The following is a 551-nucleotide window of genomic DNA, read 5'->3' as shown; positions in this document are numbered from 1 at the left end:
CACCGCTTTAAAATACTCATTCGACGCAAGATTGATCAAAACATTGTCGCCTTGCTCAGCAATCGCTTCATTGAGCTTGTCGGTAATCACATTGCCCCAGAACTGGTACAGGTTGCTACCTTTCTCGTTCGCCAGTTTTGTCCCCATCTCCAGACGGTATGGTTGCATTAAGTCGAGCGGTTTGAGCAGACCGTACAGACCAGATAGCATGCGTAAGTGTTTTTGCGCGTATTCGAAGTCCGCATCTGATAGTGTTTCAGCTTCCAAGCCCGTGTACACATCACCTTTAAACGCAAAAATGGCCTGACGCGAATTTTCCGTTGTGAACGTTTCGCTCCACTCTTGGAATCGCCCGACGTTCAGATCGGCTATTTTGTCACTCACTTTCATTAAAGAGGCAACATCAGCAGGCGTCAGTTTGCGGCAAACGTCGATCAATTCTTTTGAATATTCAATTAACTCTGGTTGAGTAAATTTTTCTGTCGCTAACGGAGACTCGTAATCGAGGGTCTTCGCTGGAGAAACTACGATAAGCATGACTTTCACTTCCC

1 protein-coding gene is annotated in these 551 nt (G+C 46.1%); it reads right to left on the bottom strand.

The genetic code is table 11. From position 1 onward, the window contains the following. Window positions 1-537: peroxide stress protein YaaA (locus R8N47_RS27585; RefSeq protein WP_318186410.1), on the bottom strand; the 537-nt coding region annotated here is incomplete at its 3' end. Window positions 538-551: the final 14 nt, after the last annotated feature.

The sequence above is a fragment of the Vibrio sp. 2132-1 genome (assembly GCF_033344315.1).
This window is presented reverse-complemented; position numbering and strand designations above follow the sequence as displayed.